The organism is Streptomyces sp. AC627_RSS907, from assembly GCF_019049165.1.
In genome coordinates this window covers 1-551 of the sequence record NZ_JAGMUE010001225.1, presented here as the reverse complement: position 1 = coordinate 551, position 551 = coordinate 1, and the positions used below count along the sequence as shown (strand labels likewise).

The following is a 551-nucleotide window of genomic DNA, read 5'->3' as shown; positions in this document are numbered from 1 at the left end:
ATTACACCCGGCGCCGGGCAGTCTCCCGGCTCCGTACCAACCGCTCGGTCGTCGTCCGCGACGAGCCCGGGGAGCCCCGCCCACCCGCCGCGGCCGGCACGTGCCGTGGCGGAGCCGGCGCCGGACGCCTGGTTCGGCGGGACGGTCGACGTGCCGCACACGCGCTCGCACAGCGGGCGCCCCGGACATCTGGCGGAGGCGACCGCGACCGTGTTGGCCCTGGACGGACTGCGCCTGGCCGAACTGCGCGCGCTGCGCCGCAGCTCGCAGGCGGAGGAGGCGGACCTGAGCTATGTACGCCGGCTGCTCCAGGGGCGGATCGACATCATCCGCGCCGAGCTGGCGCACCGCGCGGCGCCCAGCGCGCCGGCCCCGGTGGCCGACCCGCCGCGCACGGTGGTGGACCGGCTCTCGGAGATCCTGACCGACGGGCCGACGCGGTACCGCTCGTCGGCCCGGCACGTGACGCTGGGCGCGCCGCGCAGCGGCCCGTACCGGCAACTGGCCGAGGAGATGCTGGCCGAGGTCGAGCTGTCGGACCTGCAGGCCAG

Annotated in this window: 1 protein-coding gene; it reads left to right on the top strand. The window is 77.0% G+C overall.

Annotated features, from left to right (window positions below; genetic code table 11):
* Positions 1-551 (top strand): ABC transporter substrate-binding protein (locus KUM32_RS41190; protein WP_308408853.1); only part of this gene is annotated, 551 nt, incomplete at its 3' end.